This window comes from Microbispora sp. CSR-4 (genome assembly GCF_008033685.1).
In the GTDB taxonomy this organism is placed as follows: domain Bacteria; phylum Actinomycetota; class Actinomycetes; order Streptosporangiales; family Streptosporangiaceae; genus Microbispora.
The window spans coordinates 20,005-40,351 of record NZ_VJVX01000039.1 but is presented as its reverse complement, the minus strand read 5'-3'; the positions used below and the strand labels follow the sequence as shown (position 1 = coordinate 40,351).

General features: G+C 72.2%; 20 protein-coding genes. 7 read left to right on the top strand and 13 right to left on the bottom strand.

Going from position 1 to position 20,347, the window contains the following annotated elements; all coding sequences use genetic code 11:
* The first annotated feature begins 142 nt into the window (after nt 1-142).
* A complete protein-coding gene (locus FLV34_RS25830; protein ID WP_222709625.1) occupies nt 143-1,600 on the top strand; it encodes a GH1 family beta-glucosidase in 1,458 nt (485 codons plus the stop codon).
* 125 nt (nt 1,601-1,725) lie between these two features.
* Nucleotides 1,726-2,541: an SAM-dependent methyltransferase gene (locus FLV34_RS25825; RefSeq protein ID WP_205830428.1), complete on the top strand. Its 816-nt coding sequence runs from the start codon at nt 1,726-1,728 to the stop codon at nt 2,539-2,541.
* A gap of 59 nt (nt 2,542-2,600) precedes the next feature.
* On the opposite strand, the gene FLV34_RS25820 is transcribed toward FLV34_RS25825, so the two are convergent.
* On the bottom strand, nt 2,601-3,785 hold the full coding sequence (locus FLV34_RS25820) for a globin domain-containing protein (RefSeq protein ID WP_142648621.1): 1,185 nt from the start codon (nt 3,783-3,785) through the stop codon (nt 2,601-2,603).
* A gap of 73 nt (nt 3,786-3,858) precedes the next feature.
* Nucleotides 3,859-4,287 carry an Rrf2 family transcriptional regulator gene (locus FLV34_RS25815; RefSeq protein ID WP_142648622.1) on the bottom strand — a complete coding sequence of 143 codons (429 nt, stop codon included), beginning with the start codon at nt 4,285-4,287 and terminating at the stop codon, nt 3,859-3,861.
* 121 nt (nt 4,288-4,408) lie between these two features.
* Here FLV34_RS25815 and FLV34_RS25810 point away from each other — a divergent pair, with 121 nt between their 5' ends.
* The gene (locus FLV34_RS25810; RefSeq protein WP_147944311.1) at nt 4,409-4,969 is read left to right on the top strand and encodes a cysteine hydrolase family protein; all 561 of its coding nucleotides are present in this window, start codon (nt 4,409-4,411) and stop codon (nt 4,967-4,969) included.
* A gap of 226 nt (nt 4,970-5,195) precedes the next feature.
* A complete protein-coding gene (locus FLV34_RS25805; RefSeq protein WP_261985903.1) occupies nt 5,196-5,843 on the top strand; it encodes a protein-L-isoaspartate(D-aspartate) O-methyltransferase in 648 nt (215 codons plus the stop codon).
* On the opposite strand, the gene FLV34_RS25800 is transcribed toward FLV34_RS25805, so the two are convergent.
* Nucleotides 5,831-7,432 carry a fatty acyl-CoA synthetase gene (locus FLV34_RS25800; protein ID WP_142648714.1) on the bottom strand — a complete coding sequence of 534 codons (1,602 nt, stop codon included), beginning with the start codon at nt 7,430-7,432 and terminating at the stop codon, nt 5,831-5,833. The two genes, FLV34_RS25805 and FLV34_RS25800, sit on opposite strands and share 13 nt — an antisense overlap.
* A 321-nt stretch (nt 7,433-7,753) precedes the next feature.
* Between FLV34_RS25800 and FLV34_RS42655 the strand changes: the two genes are divergently transcribed.
* Nucleotides 7,754-8,719 (top strand): inositol monophosphatase family protein, encoded by a 966-nt coding sequence (locus FLV34_RS42655; RefSeq protein ID WP_261985902.1) that lies wholly within the window; start codon nt 7,754-7,756, stop codon nt 8,717-8,719.
* A 14-nt stretch (nt 8,720-8,733) separates the two neighbouring features.
* Here FLV34_RS42655 and FLV34_RS40715 read toward each other — a convergent pair whose 3' ends face one another.
* Together FLV34_RS40715 and FLV34_RS25790 are read right to left on the bottom strand one after the other, a co-directional pair.
* Nucleotides 8,734-8,877: a hypothetical protein gene (locus FLV34_RS40715; RefSeq protein ID WP_168066047.1), complete on the bottom strand. Its 144-nt coding sequence runs from the start codon at nt 8,875-8,877 to the stop codon at nt 8,734-8,736.
* Nucleotides 8,878-8,983: 106 nt separating this feature from the next.
* Nucleotides 8,984-9,856, bottom strand: a complete 873-nt coding sequence (locus FLV34_RS25790; protein WP_147944310.1) for a LysR family transcriptional regulator — start codon at nt 9,854-9,856, stop codon at nt 8,984-8,986.
* 116 nt (nt 9,857-9,972) lie between these two features.
* Here FLV34_RS25790 and FLV34_RS25785 point away from each other — a divergent pair, with 116 nt between their 5' ends.
* The gene (locus FLV34_RS25785) at nt 9,973-10,836 is read left to right on the top strand and encodes an aldo/keto reductase (protein WP_142648625.1); all 864 of its coding nucleotides are present in this window, start codon (nt 9,973-9,975) and stop codon (nt 10,834-10,836) included.
* Nucleotides 10,837-11,017: 181 nt separating this feature from the next.
* On the opposite strand, the gene FLV34_RS40710 is transcribed toward FLV34_RS25785, so the two are convergent.
* On the bottom strand, nt 11,018-11,860 hold the full coding sequence (locus FLV34_RS40710) for a hypothetical protein (protein ID WP_187280734.1): 843 nt from the start codon (nt 11,858-11,860) through the stop codon (nt 11,018-11,020).
* A gap of 218 nt (nt 11,861-12,078) precedes the next feature.
* Between FLV34_RS40710 and FLV34_RS25770 the strand changes: the two genes are divergently transcribed.
* Nucleotides 12,079-12,903, top strand: a complete 825-nt coding sequence (locus FLV34_RS25770) for an SAM-dependent methyltransferase (RefSeq protein WP_142648628.1) — start codon at nt 12,079-12,081, stop codon at nt 12,901-12,903.
* A 314-nt stretch (nt 12,904-13,217) separates the two neighbouring features.
* On the opposite strand, the gene FLV34_RS25765 is transcribed toward FLV34_RS25770, so the two are convergent.
* From FLV34_RS25765 to ligD, 7 genes are all read right to left on the bottom strand, one after another.
* A complete protein-coding gene (locus FLV34_RS25765; protein WP_142648629.1) occupies nt 13,218-14,021 on the bottom strand; it encodes an ABC transporter permease in 804 nt (267 codons plus the stop codon).
* Complete coding sequence (locus FLV34_RS25760) at nt 14,018-14,992, bottom strand: ATP-binding cassette domain-containing protein (protein WP_147944309.1); 975 nt, start codon at nt 14,990-14,992, stop codon at nt 14,018-14,020. Before FLV34_RS25760 ends, FLV34_RS25765 begins: the two co-directional genes overlap by 4 nt.
* 29 nt (nt 14,993-15,021) lie before the next feature.
* Nucleotides 15,022-15,867, bottom strand: coding sequence for a DUF4097 family beta strand repeat-containing protein (locus FLV34_RS25755; RefSeq protein WP_142648631.1), 846 nt, complete (start codon nt 15,865-15,867; stop codon nt 15,022-15,024).
* An 89-nt stretch (nt 15,868-15,956) separates the two neighbouring features.
* The gene (locus FLV34_RS25750; protein WP_147944308.1) at nt 15,957-16,502 is read right to left on the bottom strand and encodes a toxin-antitoxin system HicB family antitoxin; all 546 of its coding nucleotides are present in this window, start codon (nt 16,500-16,502) and stop codon (nt 15,957-15,959) included.
* Nucleotides 16,503-16,851: 349 nt separating this feature from the next.
* Nucleotides 16,852-17,553 (bottom strand): TetR/AcrR family transcriptional regulator, encoded by a 702-nt coding sequence (locus tag FLV34_RS42650; protein WP_261985901.1) that lies wholly within the window; start codon nt 17,551-17,553, stop codon nt 16,852-16,854.
* Between the two features lie 17 nt (nt 17,554-17,570).
* Nucleotides 17,571-19,187 carry an MFS transporter gene (locus FLV34_RS25740; protein ID WP_142648633.1) on the bottom strand — a complete coding sequence of 539 codons (1,617 nt, stop codon included), beginning with the start codon at nt 19,185-19,187 and terminating at the stop codon, nt 17,571-17,573.
* Nucleotides 19,188-19,223: 36 nt separating this feature from the next.
* Nucleotides 19,224-20,171 (bottom strand): non-homologous end-joining DNA ligase, encoded by a 948-nt coding sequence (gene ligD, locus FLV34_RS25735; protein WP_142648634.1) that lies wholly within the window; start codon nt 20,169-20,171, stop codon nt 19,224-19,226.
* Nucleotides 20,172-20,347: the final 176 nt, after the last annotated feature.

Genomic DNA, 20,347 nt, shown 5'->3' with positions numbered 1-20,347 from the left:
ACTCCGTCTGCCCGCGTATGTGCCCGCCGTACGGCTTGGCGGGTCCCGCGGCCTTCGGGGGAACGGTCCATTCGCCCGCACGGCAGACCGCCGTGCCCGGGCTGTTCACCGAAGCGGGCACGGAACCTGGAGCGAACAGGGAATGACGGCGACCGACGCACGCCTCGCCATGCCGCGGACCTTTCCCGCCGGCTTCGTGTGGGGCACGGCCACCGCGGCGTACCAGATAGAGGGGGCCGTCGACACCGACGGCCGGGGGCCTTCGATCTGGGACACCTTCTGCCGGGTGCCCGGCGCGGTGGCACGGGGCGAGTCGGGTGAGTTCGCCTGCGACCACTATCACCGCTGGCAAGAGGATGTCGATCTCATGAAAGATCTGGGGGCGGGGGCCTACCGATTCTCCGTCGCCTGGCCGCGCGTCCTGCCCGACGGCCGGGGACCGGTGAACCGGCGAGGGCTCGACTTCTACCGGCGGCTCGTCGACGCCCTTCGCGAGGGCGAGATCGAGCCGTATGTGACCCTCTACCACTGGGACCTGCCGCAGGCGCTGGAAGACCGCGGGGGCTGGCGGGTCCGCGACACCGCCGAACGCTTCGCCGACTACGCCGAGGTGATGTACGACGCGCTCGGCGACTCGGTCTCGAACTGGATCACGCTCAACGAGCCCTACTGCTCGTCCATCGTCGGCTACGGCGAGGGCCGGCACGCGCCGGGCGCCAAGGAGGGGCACGGCGCGCTGGCCGCGGCCCACCACCTGCTGCTCGGCCACGGCCTGGCGGTCGCGCGCCTGCGGGAGATGGCCAGGCCCGGTCAGCAGATCGGGGTGACGCTCAACATGTCGCCGACCGTCCCGGCGACCTCCTCGCCGCAGGACGTGCAGGCCGCGCGGCGGATGGACCTGCTGGTCAACCGGCAGTTCACCGAGCCGCTGTTCGGCGGGGCCTACGCCGCCGACATGGCGGAGACGTTCGGCCGGATCACCGACTTCTCCTTCCGCCGGGACGGCGACCTGGACGTCATCGGCACGCCGGTGGACTTCCTCGGCGTGAACTATTACTACCGGCTGCACGTGGAGGCCGCGCCGTACGCGGAGGCCGACCCCGCCAAGCGCTCGGTGTTCGACCTGGGCGTGCGCACCGTCACGCCGGAGGACGCGCGCACCAGCGGGCTCGGCTGGGTGGTCGAGCCCGAGGGGCTGTACGAGACCCTCGTGGGGCTGACCTCCCGTTATCCGGACCTGCCGCCCGTCTACATCACCGAGAACGGGTACGGCGACGACGGCGTGATCGACGACAGCGGGCGCATCGACTACCTGCGCGACCACCTGACCGCGACCCGCGACGCGATGGAGGCCGGCGCCGACGTGCGGGGCTACTTCTGCTGGTCGCTGATGGACAACTTCGAGTGGGCCCGGGGCTACTCCGCCAGGTTCGGCCTGGTGCACGTGGACTACGACACCCAGGTGCGCACGCCCAAGGCCAGCTTCCACTGGATGCGCGACTTCATCGCCGACCCGGTCGTCACCGGTCCCGTCATGACCAGTCCGGTCGACATCCTGGTCGCCGGAACCCCTGGGGGTGAGCGCCCGGCGGGGGACTGAGGGGGCCCGCCGTGCTGTGGGGGTTGACCGGCCGCGTCCGGGCGTGCCGGCCAACTCCTCTTTTGGCGCGCCTAATTCCGACGTATCGGATACCTTTGATCAACGTACGCGCATCAGGGGCAGGGATGAACATGGAGCAGGGCCCGCCGGGCATCGACGTGACCGTCCCCAGTGTCGCCCGGATCTACGACTACCTCCTCGGCGGCAAGGACAACTTCGCCGTCGACCGGGCGGCGGCCGAGAAGCTCATCGAGCTGACCCCGAACGCGCGCGAAGGGGTGCGGACCAACAGGCGCTTCATCCGCCGGGCCGTGACCCTCATGGCGCGGGAGGGCATCCGCCAGTTCCTCGACATCGGCGCCGGGCTGCCGACGCAGGAGAACGTCCACCAGGTCGCGCTCCGCGAGGCCCCCGACGCGCGGGTGGTCTACGTCGACAACGACCCGATCGTGCTCGCCCACGGCCGGGCCCTGCTGGCCGACAACGACCAGACGATCGTCGTGGACGGCGACCTGCGCGAGCCCGAGGCCATCCTCGGCGACCCCCGGATCAACGAGCACATCGACTTCGGCCGGCCGGTGGGCCTGCTCATGGTGGCCGTGCTGCACTTCGTCCCGGACAACGACGACGCCGAGCGCATCGTCGCCACGCTCCGCGACCGGCTCGCCCCCGGCAGTGCGATGGCCATCAGCCACCTGTCGTACGGGGACCTCGACGAGGAGAAGATCCGCGAGGGACGCGAGCTGTACAAGAACACCTCCGCCGGTGCGGTCACCCCGCGCACCCACGCCGAACTGCTGCGGTTCTTCGACGGGTTCGACCTGGCGGAGCCGGGCCTGGTCCTGACCGAGGAGTGGCGGCCCGAGCCCGACGAGCCGAAGCTGCCGAGGATCCCGGGCGTGGACGGCTACGCCGGCGTCGGCCTGCTGCGCTCCCGATAGGGCCCGGTGCGAGGGCCCGGTGCGAGGGCCCGCCGCGGCCGGGCGGCGGGCCGCCGGGGTCACGCGGCCGCGATCCACAGGTCGGGGCCGAACACCTCGTAGTGGATGCGGGAGGCGGGCACGCCCCGCTCGACCAGCTGCGCGCGTACGGCCCGCATGAACGGCAGCGGCCCGCACAGGCAGGCGACGACGTCGCCGGGCAGCTCGACCGCCGAAAGGTCGGCCAGTCCCGCCGCGACCGCCGGGTCGCCCACGTGGCCGTCCGGCAGCTCCTCGTACCACCGGTGGAGGGTGGCGCCGGGCAGGGCCGCGACCAGCTCCGCGAGCTCCTCGCGGTGGACGTGCGCGTCCGGCGAGCGGTCGGCGTGCACGACCAGCACCCGCCGCTCCGACCCGGTGGCGGCCAGGTGGTCGAGCATCGCCAGGATGGGCGTGACCCCGATCCCGGCCGAGGCGAGCAGCAGCGGGCCGTCGCCCTCGGGCAGGGTCAGGTCGCCGAAGGGCGCGGAGACCGAGAGCACGTCACCGGCCCGGATGTGTTCGTGCAGCCAGGAGGAGACCTCGCCCTCGGGCGTGCCCTCGCCGCGCACCCGCTTGACCGTGATCCGCCAGTCGCCGCGCTCCGGGGCGCTCGACAGGCTGTACTGCCGGATCTGCCGCGCGCCGTCGGGCAGCGTCACCCGGACGCTGACGTACTGGCCCGGCCGGAAGGACATGGGCAGGTCGGGGCGCAGGACGAAGGAGGCCGCGTCGGCCGTCTCGTCGCGCCGCTCGACCACCGTGGCGCGGGTCCAGCCCCGGCCCGCCTCGCGGTAGAGACCGCGCTCCAGACCGATCAGCGTCTCGGCCATGAGCCAGTAGACCTCGTCCCAGGCCTGCGCGACCTCGGGCGTCACGGTGTCGCCCAGCACCTCGACGATCGCGCCGAACAGGTACTTGTGCACCACGGCGTACTGCTCCTCGGTGACGCCGAGGGAGGCGTGCTTGTTGGCGATCCTCGACAGCATCGTGCGGGGCGGCTCTCCGGGATGCTCCACCAGCGCGGACGCGAACGCGGCGATCGAGCCCGCCAGCGCGACGCGCTGCTCGCCGTTGGCCTGGTTGCCGCGGTTGAACAGGTCGCGCAGCAGCTCGGGGTTGTCGGCGAACATCGTGTCGTAGAAACGGGCGGTGATGTCCTGGATCGCGCCCGCGATCACGGGCAGGGTGGCGCGGACGGTCGCGGCCGACTCCGGGGAGAGCATGACATCCTCCAAATTGGTATGACAGATGCAAATTTAACGCCATGAATCTGCACGCTCTTTGCGTTGACGCAGGTCAGGAGAGACTGAGCAGCACCGGCCTCGACGTGGAGGAGGCCAGCTGATCCACCGTGATGGGATCGAGGGAGGCGTAGAAGGCCTGCTGCGCCGCACGCAGCGCCCCGCGCAGGCTACAGGCGGCCCGCAGCGGACAGGGGGTCTCCCCCTCGCAGGTGACGACCTCCTCCTCTCCCTCCAGTTCGCGGACCAGCCAGCCGATCGAGGCCGTGTGGCCGAACTCGGTCAGCTCCAGGCCGCCCCCGCGTCCCCGGCGGGCCTCCACGACGCCGAGGTGCTGCAGGCGGGCGATGGCCTTGGCGGTGTGGTTGTAGGGGATGCGCATCGCGTCTGCCACCTGGCGGGTGGTGAGCGATGCCCCCGGTTCCAGGACGGCCAGGCGCATGGTCACGCGCAGGGCCAGGTCCGTGAACTTCGTCAACCTCACGCCTTCGACGCTAGCAAATCGGTATGTAGCACTCCAATTTGGGGTGCTTTGTACGCGGGCGGAATGTCGGTGGCCGGTTCTAGGGTGGGAGGCACGAGGTCCGAGACGAGACGGGAACCCCATGACGACTCTTGCCGATCGCCCGAACACCGCGCTGCTGGTCATCGACGTGCAGAACGGCGTGGTGGCGGGCGCCCCCAACCGCGACACGGTGATCGCCAACATCGACACCCTCGTGGGCAAGGCACGCGCCGAGGACGTGCCGGTGATCTGGGTGCAGCACTCCAACGACCACGATCTCCAGCAGGGCAGCGACAACTGGCAGTATGTGCCCGAGCTGGTCCGCCGCGACGAGGAGCCGCTCGTCCACAAGAGGTACGGCGACTCGTTCGAGGACACCGGCCTTGAGGCGCTGCTCGCCGAGCGCGGGGTGGGCCGTGTCGTCGTCACGGGCGCCCAGACCGACGCGTGCATCCGCTCGACCCTCCACGGGGCGTTCGTCCGGGGATACGACGTGACGCTGGTCGGCGACGCGCACACCACCGAGGACCTCACCGCCTACGGCGCGCCGTCCACCGAGCAGGTGATCGCGCACACGAACCTCTACTGGCAGTGGCAGAGCGCCCCCGGCCGCCGCGCCGGGACGGTCCCCACGGCGGAGGTGACCTTCACCGCCGGCTGAGCCCGGGAGACCGGATCGGCCGCACACGGCCCCGATGCCGTCGAGGCGCGGGCCGTGCCGGCCTGACGCGGCCCGGGAGGGCATGGCGTTGCCGGTCGCGTCCGGTTCGCGGTCGTCGGCGTCCGGGCGTGCTTGGTGCCCTCGGATTCCGGCGCGGCTGAGGGGGCATCACCGGGGATGAGCGGGCCGCGGAGGAGGGTGCGGCTCATCGCCGAACGTGAGCGTGGTGGACGTGCCCGCAACCGCCTGTCCCGAAGACCTCGTCCGGGCCGTCCGGGCGGTGGGCGTGCGCGACGAGCGCCTGCTCCAGGCCGTGCGCTCGACCCCGAGAGCCGGTTTCGTCCCCCCGGCATACGCCGCCCACGCGTACGAGGACGTGCCGATCCCCATCGCGCACGGGCAGGTGACCACCCAGCCATCGCTGTCGGCCACGATGATCGAGGGGCTCGCGCTCACCGGCCGGGAGCACGTGCTGGAGGTCGGCACCGGTCTCGGCTACCAGACCGCGCTGCTGGCCCGCATGGCCGCCGACGTGGTCAGCGTCGAGTTGTGGCCCGACCTCGTGCGCGCGGCGCGCCGAAACCTCGCCCGGCAGGGCATACGCAACGCGCAGGTGCTCGTCGGCGACGGCAGCAGGGGGGTGCCCGAGCACGCCCCGTACGACGCCGTCATCGTCTCGGCCGCCTTTCCCACGGTCCCCACGCCGCTGGTCGAGCAGTTGCGGCTCGGCGGACGCCTGGTGCAGCCCATCGGTTCGGGCGGCCGGGAGGAGGTCGTGCTGTTCGAGCGCACGGTCATCGGCCTCGAACCGCTGCGGGTGCTCACGCTGGCCCGCTTCGTCCGCCTCCACGGCCGTCACGGCTACCCTTCCTGACCGCCCGGAAGCCGCAGGCCGGGGATGCGGTCGGCGAGGGCGGCGTGGCGCTCCCTGAGCTCACGCTTGAGGATCTTGCCGCTCGGGTTCTTCGGCAGCGCGTCCACGAACGCGACGGCCTTGGGCACCTTGAACGCGGCCAGCCGCGCCCGGACGTGGGCCCGCAGCTCCTCCTCGGTGACGGTCACGCCCGGCTTGGTCACCACGATCGCGACGACCGCCTCGATCCAGCTCGGGTGGCGGACCCCGACGACGGCCACCTCGGCGACCGCCGGGTGCTCGTAGACGACCTCCTCGACCTCGCGGCTGGCGACGTTCTCCCCGCCGGTCTTGATCATGTCCTTGATCCGGTCGACGACCGTGAGGTAGCCCTCCTCGTCCATCACCCCGAGGTCGCCCGAGTGGAACCAGCCGCCGCGGAACGCCTCGGCGGTCTTCTCGGGGTCGTCCAGGTAGCCGAGGATCGCGTGCGGGCTGCGGTGCACGATCTCCCCGATCTCCCCGGGAGGGACGTCGTTGCCGTCGGCGTCCACGACCCGCGTCTCGACGTTCAGCGCGGCCTGGCCGGCCGAGCCCGCCTTGCGGATCTGGTCCTCCGGCTGGAGCATCACCGCGACCGGTGCCATCTCGGTCTGGCCGTAGAAGTTCCACAGGCGCACGTCCGGCAGCCGCTCGCCGATCTCCCGCAGCACCTCGACCGGCATGATCGCCGCGCCGTAGTAGCCCTTGCGCAGGGAGGACAGGTCGCGCCGGTCGAAGTCCGGGTGGCGCAGCAGCGAGATCCACACCGTGGGCGGCGCGAAGAACTTGGTCACGCCGTGGCGCTCGATCGCCTCCAGCACGGCGGCCGGATCGGCCCCGGGAAGGATGTGGCTGGACGCGCCGAGCTGGATGTCCGGCACCAGGAAGCAGTGCTGCTGGGCGCAGTGGAACAGCGGCATCGCGTGCAGTTCGACGTCGTCGCGGGTCATGCCGCCGTCGATGACGCAGCTCGCATACTGGGCGATCAGCGCGGCGTGGGACAGCACGGCGCCCTTCGGGCGCGACTCCGTGCCCGAGGTGTAGAGGATCTGCGCGGGGTCGTCGGGCCCGATCGGCACGACCGGCTCGGCCACGTCTTCGGCGAGCAGCGCGTCGAACGGCTCCCAGCCCTCGTCCGGCGTGCCGTAGACCATGCGCAGGCGCAGCCCGTCGGCCTGCTTGGCCGCGTCTCGCGCCACCGGCAGCAGCGCGTCCTGCGCGATCAGCGCGACCGCGCCGGAGTGGGACAGGACGTAGGCGATCTCGTCGGCTCCCAGCATGAAGTTGACCGGCACGAGAACGGCCCCGGCGCGGGCCACGCCGAAGATGGTCCGCACGTAGTCCACGCTGTTGCGCGACAGCACCGCCACGCGGTCCCCGGGACGTACGCCCCGGGCGGTCAACGCGCCCGCCACCCGCGTCACGTCCTCGTCGAGCTCCGCGTACGTGCGCGCCTGGGCGGCGTCCGCCACGGCCAGCCGGGCGGGATGCCGCCGGGCGGAGCGCCGGAGCAGGTCCGCGAGCGACTGACGGCGGGCGAGGGCGACATCCGGCGAGGCGGGGGACATGAGCGGCTCCAGCACCAGAACAGAGGAAACTTCTGGATCAGCCTAGTGAGAACCATTCGCCTTGGGGAGATCCCCGCCCAGTGAGGGCGCGTCTGACGAATGCCGCCCGTCGCGAGCCGAGATTCGGGTAGACGCGTCCCAAGGCCGAGAAGGAGCCCATAGGCGGAGCCATGGACGATGACGCCCAGCCTACGGTCGTGACTGGTGAGAGGCGGCCCTGCCGTGTGACGGCGCTGGTCGGCGGCGCCGAGTCCCAGAGGCGTGGTCGGTGAGACGCCGCCCGTGCCGCAGGCCGGTGCCGGGAGTGGTAGTCCTGTCCTCGTGCCGATCACAGACGAGGAGCTGGCCCTGGCGGCGGCGCGAGCCGGAGCCGCCGTCGTGCGCGCCATGTGGGGGACGTCGCTGACGCGCTTCGCGAAATCGGCGGACGACTTCGCCACGGTCGCCGACATCGAAGCGGAGAAGGCCATCCTCGGCGTCATCCGCGAGGCTCGCCCGGACGACGCCGTGACGGGCGAGGAGAGCGGCCGCACCGGGCGGGACGGCGCGGAGCGCGAGTGGCTGGTCGATCCCCTGTGCGGCACGTTGAACTACGCCGCGCGCACCATGCTCGTCGCGGTGAACGTCGCCCTGCGGACGGGCTCCGCCGTCACGGCGGCGGCCTGCGCCGACCCCTTCGCCGGCGAGGTGTTCTGGACGGACGGCGCGCACGCGTACGTCCGCCGCGACGCCGGAGACACCCGCGACGCCCAGGACGGCCAGGACCCGAGGGGCGCCCGGGGCGTCAAGGACGCCGACGGCGCTTGGGATGGCGGAGATGGCGAGGTCGCGAGGGGCGCCCGGGACGGTGGCGACGGCGCGGATACCGGAGGCGCTGGGGAGGTCAGGGAGGCTCAGGGCACCGGGGATGAGCGGCTCGTGCCGTCGGCCGAGTCGCGGCTGGTGGACGTCAACCTCGACCCGCCGTTCCCGAACGCGCCGGCCTTCCGGGCCGCCGCGCTCCTCGCCGACCCGGGGTTCGCCGAGCGCTTCCGCCCGCGGGTCGTCTCCACCACTCTGGCGGTGGCGTGGGTCGCCGCCGGCCGGCGCGCCGCGTACGTCACCGACGGCCACCTGCGCGACAGCGTGCACTTCGCGGGCGGGATCGCGCTGTGCCAGGCCGCCGGTTGCGTGGTGACCGGCATCCACGGCGAGCCGCTGCACACCGGTGCGGGCGGGCTCGTCGTGGCGGCCGACCGGGAGACGCACCGCGCGTTGCTGGAGATCATCGCCCGCGCCGGGCGGTGAGCATGGTCAGGGGGTCAGATGTTCTCGGGCTCGCCCTCGTCGACCTGGAAGAAGGTCTCCCAGGAGGCGCCGCAGTGGCAGCTTGTCCGCTCCAGTAGCTGACCGTCCTCGGTGACTGCGTAACCGTCGTTGAGGCGGACGTGGACGTGCACGCTCATGGGAGTCGCCTTCGTGGTCGTCGGCCGTTCGGGAGGAGCCTTGGGGCCGAACCCCGAAGGCTTAAGAGGTGTTATATACCAATTTGGGTGATTTTTGACGCAAAAGTCAACGTGAGGCGTGGTAGATCTCCTCGAGCAATGCCGCCCCCGCGGCGCCGCCGGGCGCTCCGCTCACCGCCACGGTCTCCCACATCGGAACGGGATCGGCGAGTTCCAGGAAGCGCACGCGGGTGGTCTTGAGGGAGAACGACCGGGGGACCAGGGCGACGCCGAGGCCGTTGCCCACGAGATCCAGCAGGGAGTGGACGTCGGTGACCTCCAGGGCCACGTGGCGCTCGACGCCGGCGGAGGCGAGCGCCTCGTCGGCCCGCGTACGGGTGCCCCAGTCGGGCGGGAAGTCCACGAACCGCTCGCCCCGCAGCGCCTGCAGCCGCACCTTCCCGGACGCGGCCAGCGGGTGCCCCGGCGCGCAGGCCAGCACGAGCGGCTCGGACGAGAGAGGGGCCACCACGAGGTCGTCGGGCTCGTGCGCCGGGCGGGACACCAGGGCGAGGTCGAGGCGGCCCTCGCGCACCTGCTCGACCAGCTCGCCCGAGCCGCCGTGGCGCAGCCGGATGTCGAGACCGGGATGCGACTGCACGAACCCGGCGAGCACGGCCGGCAGGTCCACCGCGTGCAGGCACTGCAGCGAGCCGATGGACAGCGATCCGCGCAGCAGCCCCTGGACGGCGGCGACGGCCTCACGTGCCGCGTCGCTCGCGGCGAGCGCCCGCCTGGCCTCCACCAGCAGCGCCCTGCCCTCGGGCGTGAGCCGCACCTGCCGGGTGCTGCGGCGGAACAGGTCGGCGCCCAGCTCCCGTTCGAGCGCGCGGATGGAGGCCGACAGACCGGACTGCGCGATGCGCAGACGATCGGCCGCCCGTGTGAAGTGGCTCTCCTCGGCGACCGCCACGAAGTATCTGAGCTGCCGTAACTCCACCGCTTATCACCCACGCTGCTCAATGCGATCGGAATCTTCTGTTGGACGGCTTAATGCCGAATCCGCAGGATAGGACACAGAACTCTGATCTGTGCCATTCGAAGGGGGATCTTCTTATGCGGACTCGCCGCATCGGCGACGTGCAGGTCGGCGCGATCGGTCTCGGGGGCATGCCGATGTCCATCGAGGGGCGGCCCGACGAGCAGCGCTCCATCGCGACCATCCACGCGGCACTGGACGCCGGGGTGACGCTCATCGACACGGCCGACGCCTATCACCTGCACGCGAACGAGGTGGGCCACAACGAGACGTTGATCGCCAAGGCTCTGGCGAGCTACGGCGGCGACACCTCGGACGTGCTGGTCGCCACCAAGGGCGGGCATCTGCGCCCCGGCGACGGCACCTGGACGCAGAACGGCTCGCCCGACTACCTCAAGCAGGCGTGCGACGCCTCGCTCAAGCGGCTGGGCGTCGACGCGATCGGCCTCTACCAGTTCCACCGGCCCGACCCGCAGGTGCCGTACGAGGACTCGGTCGGGGCGATCCGCGACCTGCTGGACGCGGGCAAGATCCGCTACGCCGGCATCTCGAACGCCGACCCCGACCAGATCCGCCAGGCCAACGACATCCTCGGTGGCCGTCTGGTCAGCGTGCAGAACCAGTTCTCCCCGGCCTTCCGCTCCAGCGAGCCGGAGCTGGAGCTGTGCGCGGAGCTCGACATCGCGTTCCTGCCGTGGAGCCCGTTCGGCGGCATCACCAAGGCGGGCGAGCTGGGCTCGCGCTTCGCGCCGTTCGCGGAGGTGGCGCGGGAACGCAACGTGAGCCCCTACCAGGTGTGCCTGGCCTGGATGCTGGCCAAGGCGCCGGTGGTCATCCCGATCCCCGGCTCCTCGCGGCCGGAGACGATCCTCGACTCGGTCAAGGCCGTGGACCTGGAGCTGTCGTCGGAGGAGCTCAGCCGCCTCGACGTGGCGGGCTGAGGACCGGCACACCCGTCCGGACCGAGCGGACGTGTCCGGGCCGGGCTCACTTCTCCGGAGTCGTCTCGTCCAGGGCCGGACCGAGTCGTCCGGGCCGAGCTCACTTCTCCGGGGGAGCCGACCCGTCCAGGGGCGACTCCGGGGCCGGGCCGACTCCGTGCGAGCCGACTCGTACGGGGACTCACTCGTCCGCCCACTGACGGTGCCGGGCGGCCGCGGCCAGCGCGGCGGCCCGCGCCGCCTCGGTCGGCGTGAACGGCAGGTCCGGCCGCCGCGCCACCAATACGCCCCCGGTGGGCACGGGAATGGTCATCACGGTCGGTTCCTCCGCGGGGACCGGCTCGCCGGGGCCGTGCATGCCGATGTCGGCCGTCCGCAGCAGTTCGGTCATGGCCGCGACCAGCTCGCCCGGGTCGTCGCGTACGCGGCGGCCCAGCAGCAGCGCCTGGATGCCGGGGTCGATGAGGTCCCTGACCTGGGCGGGGACGATCACGGCGTCCGCCCCGCCGGCCCGGTCGACCGCCTGCCACAAGTCGTGGGGCGTCAGCGAGGCGGGGGCCTCGACGATGAACTCGTCCAGGGCGTCGCAGCCTCCCGGCAGCATCGACGCGCTTCCGGCGGGCGCGATCTGCAGGGCGAGGATGTTGCAGTGCAGCCGGGCGAACGCCCCGGCGAGCGCGGCGAGGCGGCCGGGCCGTTCGGCGACCCTGGCGCGCACCCGCCACAGGCTCGTGGACTGCTCCGCTCCGGCCCGTGCGCGTAGCCGTACGCCTCCCGGGGCCGACAGCCGCCGGTGCACGGCCGAGCCGAGGATCAGCGCCAGGCCGAGGCCGACGAGGATCACCGGGCCGGGGTCGCGGTGGCCGAGCAGGGTGGTCAGCACGTGGGCGAGGCCGACGGCGAGGAAGAGCGCGGCCAGTTCCGCGATCTCCCGCCGCCAGGACCGCCGGTGCTGCGGGTGCCGGTGATGCGGGCCGGGAGACGCGTGACCGCCCCCGTCGGCGGCATTTCTCGGTTCGCTCATACTCCGAAGTCTGACCGGGCGTTGTTACATGGTCACCGTCCGTGGAATGTCGCCCGCATTAATCCGTTTTCACACGCCCGTCGTTCTCGCCGCCAGATCATCAGGGCGCCGGTCAGCCTCGTTCTGACCACCGCCCCCGTTGCCCGTGAGCCAATCTCGGGAGATGATCATCATCGTACGGAATCCGTGGGAGCGGTCCCACCAGCGAGGAGCGACGTATGGACGACTTCGGACAGGCGCTCGCGGGCATCGATCCCAACGTGCCCAGCGTCGCCCGGATGTACGACTACTACCTGGGCGGAAAGGACAACTTCCCGGCCGACCGGGAGGCCGCCGAGAAGATGCTCGCCATCGGCCGCCAGATGGGCAACGACGGGCGGGAGATCGCCCGGGAGAACCGCGGCTTCCTCGGCCGTGCCGTACGGCACCTGGCCGAGTCGGGGATCACCCAGTTCATCGACATCGGCGCCGGGCTGCCCACGCAGGAGAACGTCCACCAGGTCGCGCAGCGGCACGCCCCGGGATCGCGCGTCGTCTACGTGGACAACGACCCCGTCGTCCTCGTCCACGCGCGGGCGCTGCTGGCCGACAACCCGGACACGATGGTCATGAACGGCGACCTGCATGATCCCGGCGCCATCTTCGACGACCCGGCGGTGCGGGCCCACATCGACTTCACCCGCCCGTTCGCCGTCCTCCTGGTCTCGGTGTTGCACTTCGTGACCGAGGACGAGACCGCCGCCCGCATCGTGGCGGAGGTGCGCGAACGGCTGATCCCGGGCGGCCACCTCGTGCTGTCGCACATCTACAAGGGCGACATCGAGGAGGAGGTCGTGGAGGCGAGCAAGCAGGTCTACTCGGCCACGTCCTCCGGCGGGCTGGCGGGCCGGTCGCTCGGGCAGATCACGTCGTTCTTCGACGGGCTCAAGATCCTGGAGCCCGGCGTGGTCCCCGTGCAGGCGTGGCGTCCCGACGTCCCCTGGGAGGTGCCGACGGACCCGGGCAACTCCGGCATTCTCGGAGCCGTCGGCCGCAAGCCCTGACCCCGGCGCCCTGTGTCCTGCCCCGGCGCCTTGTGCTCTGCCCCGGCGCCCTGTGTCCTGCCCCGGCGCCCTGTGCTCTGACCCGGTGCCCGGTTCTGGGCACCGCGCGCCGCGCAGCGGGCATCCCGCACCAGCATCGCGCACCGCGCGCACCGCATCCTGCGCCGGGCACCCACGCACCGCGCGTCGCATAGCCGGCAGCGGGCATCCCGCATCGCGCTGCGGGGCGGCCGGACGAGCGGGCCGTACGACGGGGCGGCTCGCGGAAGCCCGCCACTGGTTCCGGTGGCGGGCTGTCGCGGCGGCGTGCGTGGTCAGGCGCTGACCGCCTTCTTGTAGAGCCGGGTCGCCAGCGGGACGAACACGACCAGCATGACGGCGATCCACAGCAGCGACGCCGGGACGGCGTGCTGCAGGGGCCAGGCGTCCGCGGTCTTCATCGCGGCGCTGGTGTTGCCGAAGAGCTCGCGCGCGCCCTGCGTGATGGTCGAGACAGGGTTCCACTCGGCGACGACGCGGAGCGGAGTGGGCAGCGCGGAGCTGTCGAGGAAGGCGTTGGAGATGAACATCAGCGGAAAGGAGAGCGTGGTGGCGACGTTGTTGAAGCTCTCCGGGGTGCGCAGGGCCAGCGCGACGGTCGCGGTGAACCAGGAGAACGCGTAGGCGAACAGCAGCAGCAGCCCGAAGCCGAGAACGACCTCGTGCGGCGAGGAGTGCACCCGCCAGCCGACGATCAGTCCCATCACCGCCATGACGACCAGGCTGGCGAGGTTCATCAGCAGGTCGCTGACGGTCTGGCCGATCAGCACCCCGGACGGGGCCATGGGCAGCGATCGGAACCGGTCGAAGATCCCCTTCTGCAGGTCCAGGGTCAGCGTGTAGCCCGTGACCTGCGCGCTCACGAGCACGGCCTGGACGAAGATGCCGGGGATCAGGAACTCTCGATAGGACATCCCCGGGACGTGGATGACGCTGCCGAAGACGTAGGCGAACATCAGCACGAACACGATCGGGAACATGATCGCGGAGCCGAGCAGGTCGGGCGATCGCCTGATCTTGAGGGTGTTGCGCCTGGCGATGGTCCAGCCGTCGGCGATGGGCATGGTGAGCGCGTTCATCGAGCGGCCTCCCGGGCCTCGGAGTCGGTGCCGGACGCCTGGTGCCCGGTCAGCGTGAGGTAGACGTCGTCGAGGGTGGGCCGCCGCAGTCCGGCGTCGCGCACCCGGACCCCGGCGTCGGCGAGCAGGTCGAGGACCCGGCGCAGCGACTCGACTCCGTCGGTGACCGATACGGTGACCTGGAGCGATTCCGGCACGGTCCGCACGTCGCCCGCGGCGAACCGGGCGAGGGTCTGCCGGGCGGTCTCCAGCTCGGCGGCGTCGGTCACGGTCAGCTCGATGCGGCTGCCGCCGACCTGGTCCTTGAGCTCGTCGGCGGTGCCGCGGGCGATGGCGCGGCCGTGGTCGACCACCATGATCTGGTCGGCCAGGCGGTCGGCCTCCTCCATGTACTGCGTGGTGAGCAGCAGCGTGCTGCCGCCCGCGACGAGTTCGGAGATGGTGTCCCACAGCGCGGCCCGGGCGCGGGGGTCCAGGCCCGTGGTGGGCTCGTCGAAGAACAGCACCGGCGGGTCGGCGACCAGGGCGCCCGCGAGGTCGATGCGGCGGCGCATGCCGCCCGAGTAGCCCTTCACCGGACGGTCCGCCGCCTCGGTGAGGTCGAAGCGTTCGAGCAGCTCACGGGCGCGGGCCTTGCTGTGCCGTGCGCCCAGGTGGTAGAGCCGTCCGATCATCTCCAGGTTCTCGGCGCCGGTGAGGTGTTCGTCGACGGCGGCGTACTGGCCGGACAGCCCGATGGACGAGCGCAGCCGCCGGGCGTCGCCGACGACATCGCATCCGGCGACGGTGGCGCGGCCGCCGTCGGGCCGCAGCAGCGTGGTCAGGACCCGCACCGTCGTGGTCTTGCCGGCGCCGTTCGGGCCGAGCAGGGCGAGGACCGTCCCCTGCGGGACGGCGAAGCTCAGCCCGTCGAGAGCGGTCACCTCGCCGTATCTCTTGACCAGTCCTTCGGCCGTGATCGCGTCGCTCATAGGGGGTCTCCTTGCTGGGTGTGCGGAGGTCAGGACCGGTGGATGTCGATGTCGCCCCAGTTGGTGTTCGCGTGCACCTCGGCGACCCTGTCGGTGGTCCCGGGGCCTTCGGCGGGGTCGAGGGTGTTGCGCACCACGCCGTTCTTGGAGTGCACGTCGAGCCACGCGGACGTGCCCTCGGCGATGCCGACGCCGATCTTGCCGTAGCCGGTCTCCAGGTGGATGGTGCCGCTCGCCACCGCGTGCACCCGGATGCCGCCGTGTGCGGTCTTGGCGGTGAGGTCGGCCACCGCGCGGTCGACGGCGATGTCGCCGTGGGCGGTCTTCAGCTGCAGCGCACCGGTCGCCTCGCCGATGGCGATGCCGCCGGTGGAGGTTCGCAGCGTGCCGGGGCCGTCGATGGTCTCGATCCGGATCGCCCCGGTGGACGTGGTCACCTCGGCGGGGCCGATCACCCGGTCGACCGAGACGTCGCCGTACGACGCCCTGATCTCCAGCGGGCCGGTCTCGTCCAGGCGCAGGTCGCCGTACGAGCTGTGCAGGACGGCCTGGCCGAGCGGGCCGGTGGCGACGAGCCCCATGGCGCCCTGGGTCTCGACGCGGGAGCCGGCCGGCAGCTCGATGGTCACATCGATGGAGCCGCGCCACGGCAGCAGATATCGCAGGGCCTTCGGCTTGGGGTCCTTGACCAGCAGCCGTCCGCCGGAGAACTCGACGATGATCCGCTCGGCGACCTGCACGCTCGCCTCGCTGGAGGGGTCGCTGGGGCGCACCTCCACCACGGTGTCGGCGCGGTCGCTCGCGTGGACGCGGACCTGGCCGAGGTAGATCTGGATGTCGGCGGTGATCGGCTCGGGGGTGTCGAAAGCGGGCATGGCGGAGCCCTCCTCATGGGTCCGGTGGAACATCCCGGCCTCGGGGCCGGGCGAAGAGTGGTGGCGGGGTGACGAGACCGGGGGCGCCGCTAGCGCACCCAGCCGGTGTAGCTGCGCCCGCTCCGGGGCTGCTGCGGGCGGCCGGCGGGAGCACTCCCGGCGCCCGGCTCGAACGCGGCGGAGACGGCGCGGACCAGCCAGGCGTTGACCGAGACGCCCTGCCGGGCGGCCGCCTCTTCGACCCGCACCTTGAGGTGCTCGGGCAGGCGCAGGGTCACCCGCGCGGTGCCGCCCTCCTCGCCGTACGGCTGCGCGGCGGGCGGGGTGGCCTCTGCCGCCGTCGGCGGCGCGGTCTCCGTCACGGCGTCAGCGTCCTCCGGCGACGGTTCTGAGTGCGGTGGCGTCACCACGAACGCCGGGTCGCCACCGCGGAGCCGCACGTCGACCGAACCCGGGGCGAGATCTCGGGTGATCTCGTCCGCCGCCGCCGACAACGCCTCCAGCAGGGTGAGCCTGGTCGCGGATTCGAGAGCGCTCGTGAGGCGTTCGGCGAGCTCGCGAGCATCGGGACCGCCCGCTTCGGCGGCCACGGTGAGCTGACGGCGGAGGTTCTCGACGTACGGCATCAGATCCATGACCCAACTATGACGCCATTATGACGTCATGTCAATCGGTAATGACGTCAGGCGGCATCATATTGATGTCATATAAGGATGGCCGTCCAGAAAACGGCAGTACAGAGTGGATGCTAGGTGATGTCATGAATGCGCCACACGGCTGCGGGGAACGGCGGGTGGGTGCGGCAGCAGGGAAACGGCGCAGGGTGACGCCACGAGCGGCCTGACGCCGCCTTCGCGCGTCGGCCGGCTCACGCACTGCTCGATTAGACGCCGCCCGCGCGCATCGACCATCTCGTGGGTCAACCGGCCCGCGCTCCGGCCGGCTCGTGAGCCGGCCGGTGTCGTGTCCGCCGGTCGGCGGGGGTCAGCGCAGGGCGCGGGTGAGCACGTCGAGGGTGATCTCGATGATGTCGTCCGGGCCCGCGTCCGCCGCCGTGGGCTCCTGCTCGTGAGCCGCGGACTCCAGGTTGTGAGCCGCCGGATCCGGGTCGTGCGCCGCAGCGAGCTGCGGGTCGCGGGCCGCCGGCTCCCGGTGGTGTGCCGCGTCGGGCATGAGGCGGCGGGCGCCCGCCCGCAGCACGCCCCACGCCAGCTCGGCCCGCAGCGCCGGGTGGTCGGTCCCGGCCTCGCGCAGCGCGTCGGCGAGCGGCGCGATCAGCTCGCCGTGCAGCTCGTCCACCCGCACCCGGCACTCGCCCGGCAGCCCGATCGCCTGCAACGCGGGGATCAGCGCGTAGTCGGGGCTGCCGACGAAGTCGAGCGCGGCCCTGCCGTACGCGCGGATCCTGGCGGGCAGGGACGCGTCCGGACCGGTGGGGGCGATGGCGGCGCGCAGGCGGGCCGACCAGCGGGGAAAGGCGTCCTCCACGAGCTGGGCCAGGATGTCGGCGGTGGAGGAGAAGTAGCGGTAGACGCTGGAGCGGGCGAGGCCGATGCGGGCGCCGACGGCCGCCGGGGTGAGCGCGTGCACGCCCTCGGAGACCAGGATCTCCCGCGCCGCCTCCAGCAGGGCGGCGTGCTGGTTGGCCCGGTGATCCGCGACGGTCGCCGCGCTGATCCTCGGCATTACCCCCTCCAGGGTCGCTACATGTCCAGGTCGCGACCTCCAGTATCCGGCCCGCCCGCGGCGACCGGCTCCGGCGACTCGTCCTTCGCGACCGGCGTGCGGGGGAGCAGGAGGGTGACGCCGACCCCGGCGAGCAGCGCCAGCGCCGTGATGAACGTGACCCTGCGGGTCGACTCGGCGGCGGCGTCGACCGCCACCGCGTGGATCACCGGGTCGCGGAGCGCGGGAATGGCGGCGCCGGCGCTTTCCTCGACCGCGCGCGCCGCGCTCGTGCGCACCTGTTCGGGCCGGTCGGCGAGCCCGCGTTCGACGGCCGAGCCGAGCCCGGACACCAGCACCCCGCCGAGGATCGCGACGCCCAGCGCCGCGCCGAGCTGGCGGACCGTGCTCTGCAGCGCGGACGCGCCGCCGGACAGCCGCGCGGGCACGTCGGCCATGAGGACGCCGGTGAGCTGCGCGGTCGCGAAGCCGATGCCCGCGCCGTAGACGAGCAGCCACGGCACGGGCCGCCAGGCGCCCATGTCCGCCGAGAGGGACAGGCCGATCCCGGCCGCGCCGACGGCCTCCAGGGCGAGGCCGATCCGCACGATGGTCCGCGGCGACCACCTCTTCGACAGCGGGGGGACCATCCCGCCCGCCAGGAAGGTGCCGAGGGCCAGCGCGGCGATGACGAGGCCTGCCCGGAAGGCGGTGTAGCCGAGCGCGGACTGCAGGAAGAGCGGCAGCACGAGGATCATGCCGAACTCGCCGAGCGCCACGATCACCGCCGCCATCGCGCCGTAGCGGAAACTCGGCAGCTCGAACAGGGTCAGGTCGACGAGCACCGCCAGGCCGGCGCGCCCGCGCCGCCGTTCGCGCACCACCAGAGCGACCAGCGCGACGATGCCGACGCCGAAGGCGAACGGCACGGGGGAGACGCTCTCGAACCGCAGGCCGAACACGTCCGCGATCCGGCGCGGCTCCCACCAGCCGTACTTCTGGCCCTCGATCAGGGCGAAGACGACGCCGGTCGTGCCGAGCACGGCGAGGACGAGCCCGAGCAGGTCACCGCCCGTCGCGTGGCCGTCCCGCGACTCGGGCACCCGCAGCGAGCCGAGCAGGAGCAGCGCGGCGATGGGCAGGTTGATCCAGAACGCGGCCCGCCAGCCGTATTCGGTGACGAGCCAGCCTCCCGCCAGCGGGCCGACGGCGGCCATGCCGCCGATGATGGAGCCCCAGACCGCGAAGGCGATCACCCGCTGACGGCCGACGTAGACGCGGTTGATGATCGCGAGGGTCATCGGCACGGCCATCGCCGCCCCCACGCCCTGCACGGCCCGTACGCCGATGAGCATGGGCCCGTTCACCGACATCGCCGCCAGCACGCTCGCCAGCAGGAAGACCGCGACCCCCAGGGCGAACAGGCGGCGCCTGCCATAGCGGTCGCCCGCCCGGCCGAAGGGGATGAGCAGCGCCGCGAACATCAGCGAGTAGATCGAGTTGACCCACTCCACGTCGGTGGCGCCGAGGCCCAGGTCGGAGATGATCGCGGGCACCGCGACGTTCACGATCGTGGCGTCGATGACGACCATCGACACGCCCGTGGCGAGCACGATGAGGGGTATCCAGCTCTGGCGCGATGTTTGCGACGACATGTCGCGAACTATAGCAACACGCTGTCGCCAACTCGCTCACGAGCGCCGGGCGCGGGCGCGGCGCTTGCCCTCGTGCATGGCCTGCACGCGGGCGACCGGGATCGTGTGGCCCTCCTCGATCAGATCGCGGGGCAGCCGCTGGGGCTCCGGCATGAGCGCGGCCCAGGGGTCGTCGTCCCGCAGCAGCCCGGCCGCCGTGTGGACGGTGAAGTCGCCGGGGGCGATCCGGTCCAGGTCGTCCCATGCCACCGGGAACGACACGGGGACGCCGGGCCGTACGCGCGGGCTGTAGGCCGCCACCACGGTCGCCCCGCCGGATCGGGTCGAGTCGATGAACACCTTGTCTCCACGGTCCTCGCGGATGAACGCCGTCGTGGCGAGGGCCGGGTCGAGACGCTCGGCGCGTACGCCGAGCGCGCGGGTGGCCGCGGCGACGTCCACGGTCGCGTGCGCCTCCAGCGGCACGAACACGTGCAGGCCCTTGGCGCCGCTGGTCTTGACCGCGCCCGACAGGCCGGCGTCGGCCAGCGCCCGGCCGACCAGGCGGGCGGCGGCGACGGCCTGCGGGAACGCCTCGGCCGACGGCGGGTCGATGTCGAGCACGAGATGGGTGGGACGGTCCCACTCGCCGGCCCGGACGAGGGCCGGGTGATACTCCACCGCTCTCTGGTTGGCGAGCCACAGCAGGGTGCGCCGGTCGTCGCACAGCGCGTACGACACCCGCCGCTGCGACGACTCGGCCCAGACGGTGACCGTACGCACGAAGTCCGGGGCGTAGGAGGGCACGTTCTTCTGCATGAACGGCGCCTGGCCCTGCCGCACCCGCACCACCGACAGCGGCCGGTCGCGCAGCACCGGGATGATGCGGTCGCGGACGGCGTCCAGGTAGTCGACAAGGTCGCGTTTGGTCGCGCCCGCGTCGTCGAAGAGCGGCTGGTCGAGGTTGGTCAGCGTGACTCCGTCGCGCACCTCATCGCTGGTCATCCGATCACCATGCCCGCGCTCGGGCCGGGGAATCAACCGTCGAGCGGGGCCGGATAGCCGCGCAGCACCTTCTTCGGCTCGCGCGCCTCGGCCTTCCGCGGTGTCCGCTTCGGCCTGCCCGGCGATCGGGTGCCGCCGTCCTCGGCGCCACTGCGCCGCCTGCACAGGCGGCTGTC

Excerpts from the sequence above, each read along its gene's own strand:
- FLV34_RS25830 (WP_222709625.1), top strand. The coding sequence starts at position 143 with ATGACGGCGACCGACGCACGCCTCGCCATGCCGCGGACCTTTCCCGCC.
- FLV34_RS25825 (WP_205830428.1), top strand. The coding sequence starts at position 1,726 with ATGAACATGGAGCAGGGCCCGCCGGGCATCGACGTGACCGTCCCCAGT.
- FLV34_RS25820 (WP_142648621.1), bottom strand. The coding sequence starts at position 3,785 with ATGCTCTCCCCGGAGTCGGCCGCGACCGTCCGCGCCACCCTGCCCGTG.
- FLV34_RS25810 (WP_147944311.1), top strand. The coding sequence starts at position 4,409 with ATGACGACTCTTGCCGATCGCCCGAACACCGCGCTGCTGGTCATCGAC.
- FLV34_RS25800 (WP_142648714.1), bottom strand. The coding sequence starts at position 7,432 with ATGTCCCCCGCCTCGCCGGATGTCGCCCTCGCCCGCCGTCAGTCGCTC.
- FLV34_RS40715 (WP_168066047.1), bottom strand. The coding sequence starts at position 8,877 with ATGAGCGTGCACGTCCACGTCCGCCTCAACGACGGTTACGCAGTCACC.
- FLV34_RS25785 (WP_142648625.1), top strand. The coding sequence starts at position 9,973 with ATGCGGACTCGCCGCATCGGCGACGTGCAGGTCGGCGCGATCGGTCTC.
- FLV34_RS40710 (WP_187280734.1), bottom strand. The coding sequence starts at position 11,860 with ATGAGCGAACCGAGAAATGCCGCCGACGGGGGCGGTCACGCGTCTCCC.
- FLV34_RS25770 (WP_142648628.1), top strand. The coding sequence starts at position 12,079 with ATGGACGACTTCGGACAGGCGCTCGCGGGCATCGATCCCAACGTGCCC.
- FLV34_RS25765 (WP_142648629.1), bottom strand. The coding sequence starts at position 14,021 with ATGAACGCGCTCACCATGCCCATCGCCGACGGCTGGACCATCGCCAGG.
- FLV34_RS25760 (WP_147944309.1), bottom strand. The coding sequence starts at position 14,992 with ATGAGCGACGCGATCACGGCCGAAGGACTGGTCAAGAGATACGGCGAG.
- FLV34_RS25755 (WP_142648631.1), bottom strand. The coding sequence starts at position 15,867 with ATGCCCGCTTTCGACACCCCCGAGCCGATCACCGCCGACATCCAGATC.
- FLV34_RS25750 (WP_147944308.1), bottom strand. The coding sequence starts at position 16,502 with ATGGATCTGATGCCGTACGTCGAGAACCTCCGCCGTCAGCTCACCGTG.
- FLV34_RS42650 (WP_261985901.1), bottom strand. The coding sequence starts at position 17,553 with ATGCCGAGGATCAGCGCGGCGACCGTCGCGGATCACCGGGCCAACCAG.
- FLV34_RS25740 (WP_142648633.1), bottom strand. The coding sequence starts at position 19,187 with ATGTCGTCGCAAACATCGCGCCAGAGCTGGATACCCCTCATCGTGCTC.
- ligD (WP_142648634.1), bottom strand. The coding sequence starts at position 20,171 with ATGACCAGCGATGAGGTGCGCGACGGAGTCACGCTGACCAACCTCGAC.